This window comes from Flavobacteriales bacterium (genome assembly GCA_020435415.1).
In the GTDB taxonomy this organism is placed as follows: domain Bacteria; phylum Bacteroidota; class Bacteroidia; order JACJYZ01; family JACJYZ01; genus JACJYZ01.
On record JAGQZQ010000165.1, the window covers coordinates 1 to 2149 of the forward strand.

2 protein-coding genes are annotated in these 2149 nt (G+C 43.5%); both read right to left on the minus strand.

Translation table 11 applies throughout. The annotated features are described in order from the left end of the window. Positions 1–665, minus strand: a 665-nt coding sequence (locus tag KDD36_15085; GenBank protein MCB0397972.1) for a 6-phosphogluconolactonase, incomplete at its 3' end; no start/stop codon positions are given. 124 nt (positions 666–789) lie between these two features. Continuing rightward, complete coding sequence (locus KDD36_15090; protein ID MCB0397973.1) at positions 790–1920, minus strand: hypothetical protein; 1131 nt, start codon at positions 1918–1920, stop codon at positions 790–792. Between the last annotated feature and the right edge of the window lie 229 nt (positions 1921–2149).

Sequence of the window (2149 nt, forward strand, 5' to 3'; positions counted from 1 at the left end):
GCTTTATGCATTCCAAAAGCAAGTAAATAGATCATTTTAGCTTTAAAAATGCTGGCAATACCCATGGTGATCGCCCGGTATGGCACCTTATCGACTTCAATGAAGTCTTTGATAGCATCACGTCGGGTGATGTTGTCTAATTTTACCAGCCGGGTCACCGATCCCTCAAAAGATCCCGGTTCGTTAAAGCCGATATGACCGGTTCTTCCGATTCCCAATATTTGGATGTCAATTCCTCCAGCTGCGTCAATCTTCTCTTCGTAATCGGCGCAGAAGGCTTCCAGATCATCCATTGGCGCGGTTCCATCAGGAATGTGGATGTTCTTAGGATCGATATCGATATGCTTGAATAATTGGTCATGCATAAACCGGACATAACTTCGAGCGTCGTCTGGCTGCATGGGATAATATTCATCGAGGTTGAATGTCACCACATTCGAAAAACTAAGGTTTTCTTCTTTGTGAATTCTGATCAGTTCGCGATAGAGTTCGATGGGAGTACTTCCAGTGGCCAAACCCAAAACAATCTGTTCGCCTTCCTGTTGTTTTTGTCTAACCGCCAGGGCAATTGACCGGGCTACATGTTTTGAGGCCTCTTTTGAATTTTCCCAGATTCGAACGGGAATTTTTTCAATCGAGCGCAGTTGGTATTTAAGAGCGTCCATGTTTGATTCTTTTCTGTATTGGAGCTGGCAAAAATACAGCTATTTATGACTTCAGATAATAATCAGATGTATAACTGTGTGCGCAAACAGTTTAATTTTTCTAAAATTAATACGCACTTCATTGTTACTTAACTCGTCCGATGGCAAATTGATCACCAGCCTCAATCACCTTTCCATTTCGAATATGGATTTCCACCATTTTCTCACTCGAGACGTAATTATTGAATTCATCCTTTAAAAGTGTAACCACTTCACGGGTTTTGGCATCAATTACCTCGCCACTGGAAGGATAGACATATTTTCCATCCAGGCTGATCGTGATCCACCCGGGCATATCCTGGACGGGAATGGTCGTCAACTGTTGGTAAGGGGGTTTTGCACTGAAAACATGCACCCGCATATTGTGACCATCACTGATCCAAATTTCGTTTTCATCTGGTGTCAGGCCTATACCATGACTGGGGTTGCCATGTCGACGAACAGGGCCTTTATCCCAGCCCAAGACTTTGATGCTGGCTAATTTCTTACCGGTGTTTAGATCTCCCACCTCAAAACCAAGCAAATCGTTGACATTGACAAAGATCAAACTTTCATCACTGTTGATGGTGAAGGGCCGGATTCCCCCACTAAAAGGACCAATCTGCCCTGTGAGCGTATGGGTTTTGGTGTCAGCAACATTTACGAATGGAGTTCCAATATCTCCCATATACACCCTGGATCCCGAAGGCCCGTAGATGGTGTTGTGAGCCCGGGTAAACACTTTGATTTTGGTTATGATTTCTCCATCTTCACAATTGACCACATTCCAAAAATCCTTCTCCAAGGAGGGCAGATACATGGTTTTGCCATCCGGCGAAATCGACATACGATCACAGCCTCCTTCGAAGGGTTTCTCCCAAACGATCTTTTCCGAAGCCAGATCAATGCGCTGCAAACCCTCCAGTGTACTGATGAAGACACTGTTTAGAGGTATACTTACTTCTATGCCCTTTACATTTGAGGGAGTGCCATCTGCATGCAAACCCTTTGTCGGAATTCGCTTTACAAAACGGTGGTTTTGATCCATGTCAAATACGAGAAGGCCATGACCACCATAACCAAGATAATCTCGAATACCAGGTGTTGCCACATAGAGATAGTGCTTTGTGTCGTTCTGTTGGGAAATGTTGGTGAGGCTTCGATCCAGGTCAATGGCTGAGTAGGACAAAATTCCCAATACTAAAGCAAGCAACGGAAAGAGGTAAGTAAATTTCATGCCTGTAAAGATTTTGAAATATAATGTACAACTTTTTAAACTGCATCAGTCAAAAGTTTGTGTTGTATGAGCAAGCTCGAATGTATTACCTTTGCGCTGCACAACTAGCAAGCTATGTACACAATTAATATATATCTGCGTTTTGCCTTAATCGCTATCACATTGATCGGGGGCGTGGTACTCACCGTCTTATTTGGATTCTGGTACGCACTTCCCTTTATCCTTATAG